The sequence below is a fragment of the Oleiphilus sp. HI0123 genome, from assembly GCF_001635315.1.
In genome coordinates this window covers 1-4654 of record NZ_LWGE01000266.1, presented here as the reverse complement: position 1 = coordinate 4654, position 4654 = coordinate 1, and the positions used below count along the sequence as shown (strand labels likewise).

At 44.9% G+C, this 4654-nt stretch carries 6 protein-coding genes; 3 read left to right on the top strand and 3 right to left on the bottom strand.

Features of this window, described 5'->3' with window-relative positions:
• On the bottom strand, window positions 1-697 hold a 697-nt coding region (locus A3761_RS02640; RefSeq protein WP_068749753.1), incomplete at its 3' end, for a MoxR family ATPase.
• 16 nt (window positions 698-713) lie between these two features.
• Complete coding sequence (locus A3761_RS02635; RefSeq protein ID WP_082865155.1) at window positions 714-1292, bottom strand: PilZ domain-containing protein; 579 nt, start codon at window positions 1290-1292, stop codon at window positions 714-716.
• A gap of 171 nt (window positions 1293-1463) precedes the next feature.
• Here A3761_RS02635 and A3761_RS02630 point away from each other — a divergent pair, with 171 nt between their 5' ends.
• Window positions 1464-2705, top strand: coding sequence for a lipoprotein-releasing ABC transporter permease subunit (locus tag A3761_RS02630; protein ID WP_068516277.1), 1242 nt, complete (start codon window positions 1464-1466; stop codon window positions 2703-2705).
• Window positions 2698-3405 (top strand): ABC transporter ATP-binding protein, encoded by a 708-nt coding sequence (locus A3761_RS02625; protein WP_068516280.1) that lies wholly within the window; start codon window positions 2698-2700, stop codon window positions 3403-3405. The genes A3761_RS02630 and A3761_RS02625 overlap by 8 nt, the downstream gene beginning before the upstream one ends.
• On the opposite strand, the gene A3761_RS02620 is transcribed toward A3761_RS02625, so the two are convergent.
• Window positions 3402-3941 (bottom strand): DUF2062 domain-containing protein, encoded by a 540-nt coding sequence (locus A3761_RS02620; RefSeq protein ID WP_068509714.1) that lies wholly within the window; start codon window positions 3939-3941, stop codon window positions 3402-3404. The two genes, A3761_RS02625 and A3761_RS02620, sit on opposite strands and share 4 nt — an antisense overlap.
• Before the next feature lie 38 nt (window positions 3942-3979).
• Between A3761_RS02620 and A3761_RS02615 the strand changes: the two genes are divergently transcribed.
• The coding region (locus A3761_RS02615; RefSeq protein ID WP_156491529.1) for a DUF4131 domain-containing protein at window positions 3980-4654 on the top strand (675 nt) is incomplete at its 3' end.

Genomic DNA, 4654 nt, shown 5'->3' with positions numbered 1-4654 from the left:
AACGACTCAATGTTGCCAGCCGGTAGACGTAGTTGACGATACTGTCTGAGCACTGAACTTTGGATACTAGAGCTTGAATTTTGCTGAGAGTATTCTCGTTCAACACTGCTTGTAATTGATTTGCCAGCGCGCGTCGATCAATACCTTTGAGTAGTTGTTTTTCAGCGTCTTCACTTGGGTAACCTAGTGATATGCGCATCATAAATCGGTCTAATTGTGACTCTGGCAGCGCGTGAGTACCTGACTGGTCGCTAGGGTTCTGAGTGGCGATGACGAAAAAGGGCTCAGGGAGTGCGCGGGTTTCACCTTCTTGTGTGACCTGGCGCTCTTCCATTGCTTCGAGCAGAGCACTTTGGGTTTTAGGGCTGGCACGATTGATCTCGTCAGCGAGTACAAGGTTGGAAAATATCGGGCCGGGGTGAAAATGGAACTTACCGTCTTCTCGGTTAAAAATATTCAGGCCCAGTAAGTCACCAGGTAGTAAGTCGCTGGTAAATTGGATGCGTTGATAGCTTAAGCCCAAAGTTCCTGCTAAAGCGTGTGCTAATGTTGTCTTCCCCATGCCAGGCAAGTCTTCGATGAGCAGGTGGCCTTTAGCAAGCAAGCAGGTCAGGGCTAGCTTAATTTCATTCTCTTTGCCTAGAATAACTTTGTTGAGTTGGCTAAGGCCAAGTTGAATCGCTTTGATATTGCTCATAGTAGAATCTATAGACTTATGAAGTGGGGGTGGATGCTCTGTTTTGGGTTTGGACTCGCATAATATGGCGTGCAATCAACTGCTGGTGAGCTTCCGATATATCGGTAAAAGCAATATGCACCTCATAAGGTGATTGCGATCCTCGACATGAAAGTACATCGCCTTCAAGTATTAAGCCGCTATAGCTGGGTAGTAAAATAAGCTTGATTGCGACGCTTTGCCCTTTGGTATATTCCGACTCACTCTTAAGTGCCAAGCCTCCTTCACTCAAGTTAACAGTTTGAATGTTGTCATTTGAGTTTTGCTGGTTGTTCATTGCCAGCACTCTCGATAAGGCGTCGAGTTTCTTGTTCATTACTTTTAAAAACTGCCCCAGGTTTTTATCTTTATCTGTCAGCGTTCGGAGTAGATGCTTTGATTCAACATCCAATAGCTGAAACTCAGAGATCAGACCAAACTCGGGGCTTAGTTCAAAACATTCCGCTGCAGTTTGATTGTCAGCTCTGGGAACAATGTCAACGGACGCTTTATTTTCAACGCGAAAATATTGTCGTCGATTGGCGAGTTCGGTAATGGTTTCAATATCGTCATTCATAAGTCGGGACAGCTTGCTTCAACAAATAGAGGTTTAAAAAGATATATAGCTTTAATTAAAGCAAAGAAATGCTCGCTTCGCTGAATTGATTTGCGGCTTTTGTGAATGCCGCGCAAAGGAACTGACAAACAAGGTGTTGTTTGCTTAGGGGGGCTGTGGTTTAATCGCGCCATGTTTAAATTCTATCCTGTCTTAATTGGCCTTCGTTATACATCGGCGAAGCGCAAAAACCACTTCATTTCATTTATCTCGCTAACGTCGATGGTGGGCTTGATAATTGGTGTGGCTCTACTTATTACTGTGCTCTCTGTTATGAACGGTTTTGATCGTGAATTACAGCAAAGAATCTTGGGTATGGTGCCGCACGCAGTGATTAAACCTTATAGTGATATGCGAGACTGGCAAACACTTCAGGATTCTGTACTTGAAAATGAGAAAGTGCTTGCTGCCGCGCCGTTTATAAATGCTCAAGGAATGGTGACGCGTAACGGTGCAGTTCACGGTGTTCAGCTGAATGGCGTTTTACCTGAAGAAGAAACATCGGTCTCGATTATCAGTGAGCATATGATTCGAGGTTCTCTTGAGGATTTGAAATCAGGTGAGTTCGGCATGATTATCGGTGAAATACTATCCCGGCAATTGCGCGTTGATGTCGGGGATAAAGTCACTGTCGTTTTACCCGAAGCTTCCTTAACGCCTGCAGGTGTGTTTCCAAGGTTAAAGCGTTTTGTTGTAAAAGGTATTTTCAGTGTAGGAGCCGACCTGGATGCTTCGCTGACCATGATTCATATGGATGACGCGGCAAAAATGTTACGTATCAAAGGTTCAGTGCACGGCTTGCGCTTAAAAATGCATGACCTGTTTGATGCACCCTATATTGCTCGCCAGATAGCGATGAACCTGGATGAAGGTTTTTATAGCGTAGACTGGACCAGAACCCACGGAAACCTGTTTCAGGCAATTCGCATGGAAAAGACTATGATTGGCCTATTGTTGATGGTTATTGTTGCGGTTGCCGCCTTTAATATTATCTCTACTTTAGTGATGGTTGTGACGGATAAGAAAGCTGACATAGCGATCCTCCGCACCATGGGGGCGAGCCCCAAGGCGATTATGGGGATATTTGTTGTGCAAGGTGCTTATATCGGGATCGTAGGAACCCTGGTCGGCACCGTATTAGGCGTGCTACTCGCTTTGAATGTCAGCGATATTATTCAGGGAATAGAGAGTCTTCTGAAGATGCAGTTTCTCAACCCGGATGTCTATTTTATTAGTGACTTACCTTCTCAACTTTTACTTGATGATGTGCTGGTTATTTCCGGGACAGCATTGATTATGAGTTTGTTAGCAACACTTTACCCGGCTTGGCGGGCTTCCAAAGTTCAACCCGCGGAGGCTTTGCGTTATGAATGATGGCGTAATTATTGAGGCGAAAGGCATCTCAAAAAACTATGATGATGCTGTTGCGCCAATTTCGATTTTTCAGAATTTAGACTTCACCCTTAGCAAGGGGGAGTCGGTCAGCGTATTGGGCGCTTCCGGCTCTGGTAAAACGACTTTGTTGAATATATTGGGTGGTTTGGATAAAGCGAGCGAAGGTCTTGTAAGGCTTTGTGGTAGCGACTTGAGTCAGTGCTCAGAGGCGCGCCTAACAGAGTTGAGAAATCAGAATCTGGGCTTTGTTTATCAGTTTCATCACTTGTTAGCGGAGTTTACGGCGGTAGAGAATATTGCTATGCCTTTATTCATTGCTGGCCAGAAACGGCGTTTGGCAGAAGCGCGAGCGCTTGAATTGCTTGACTTAGTGGGCTTGTCAGCACGCGCTAAACATAAGCCTTCTGAGTTGTCGGGAGGAGAGCGTCAGCGAGTTGCCATTGCTCGTGCGCTGGTCAATCAGCCAAAGTGCGTATTGATGGATGAGCCGACGGGAAATTTGGATGAAACCACAGCACGAAAGATCCAAGATGTGATGCTGACCTTGCAGCGTGAGCTGGATACAGGCTTCGTTGTCGTAACGCATGATACGCAATTAGCGCACAAGATGGACAGAGTATTAATCATGGAAGAAGGTGTGTTGAAGCCCTGGAGTGCTGCAGAGCAGGCTTCAGTTTAAACGGACTTGTTATCTTTTCTCGCTTTTCTGGCAGCGACTCGGTGGTGCCACTTTCTAAGGGTTGCGCGTTTCCAAATGGCGTCTATGCCGAAATAACCTGTGACGCCAAGTACGCAGCCGGCTACGAGAGAGCCAAAATACATAGGAATACCGACTTCATATAGTTTGTCTTTTAACCACTCGAATGAAAGCTCATACTCGAAAGGTGAAGCGGGAATATCAAGAATCCAGGCGCCTAATAAGTATTCTGCATAGAAAATAGGTGGCATAGTAAGTGGGTTGCTAATCCACACTAAGGCCAGGGAAACCGGTAGGTTTGCGTTGAAACGCAGCGCACACAGTGCCGCAGCAACCATTTGAAAGGGCATAGGGATACATGCCCAAAATAAGCCAATGGCAAAGGCCTTAGTGACTGAATGGCGGTTTAAATGCCATAAGTTAGGCTGGTGAACTAGAGGTCCCAAGAACTTAAGGGATTTGTTTTCACGAATTGCGTCGGGATCTGGAAGATATTTTTTTATCAGATCTTTTGGCATAAAAAGTTCACTTCGTAGTCAGGCTCAAGGATGAGTTTATGTTCTATTTGATGGCCGCATTTTGTGTGGGCCCTATCATACTCTATTGTTATGGGGAATTGTTACCCGCCTTTATTTATATTTTGTTTTCAATTTGTTGCTTGGGCTTGGTTAAGACACGTCTATTTTTGCCGCTCTTAAGCTGCTTGCTTGGTCTTCTGTTTACTCACATTCTGATTGCTGAATACTTGGAAGCGCGTCTTGATAGATCTCTCGATAGTGGGAGTCAAACTATTGAGGCTTATGTTTGTTCTGTGCCGGTGGATTATCACTTGTATTCAAAGGCTGATTTTTGTGTGCTTGAAGCATCAGACAATAATGGAAAAATATTGGGTAAAAAAGTAAGGCTCTCATTTTCTCATACCCTTAATCTCGATTTAAAGAAGCGCTACTACAAGTTGAGTGTTGTTTTGAAGCCTCCGCGAGCAAGCTTGAATTTTGTCGGCAGCTCTTTCGAACAGTACCTGTTTTATAAAAAAATTTCGGCAATTGGACGAATTGTGGAGGTGCTCGAAAGTGCTGAAGATGAGGCTGGGTTCACATTGGCGGACCGAGTTCGTTCTAGCCTGAATTCATACCGTATGAGTTTAGGTGACTATCTCAATAACTTACTCCTAGATAAAGAACATAAAGGTCTACTTAGGGCCCTGATCCTGGGAGATCGGGGGCAAATT

What these genes read in the sequence shown, in the direction of transcription:
- A3761_RS02630 (WP_068516277.1), top strand. Translation starts at nt 1,464, where the DNA reads ATGTTTAAATTCTATCCTGTCTTAATTGGCCTTCGTTATACATCGGCG.
- A3761_RS02635 (WP_082865155.1), bottom strand. Translation starts at nt 1,292, where the DNA reads ATGAATGACGATATTGAAACCATTACCGAACTCGCCAATCGACGACAA.
- A3761_RS02620 (WP_068509714.1), bottom strand. Translation starts at nt 3,941, where the DNA reads ATGCCAAAAGATCTGATAAAAAAATATCTTCCAGATCCCGACGCAATT.
- A3761_RS02625 (WP_068516280.1), top strand. Translation starts at nt 2,698, where the DNA reads ATGAATGATGGCGTAATTATTGAGGCGAAAGGCATCTCAAAAAACTAT.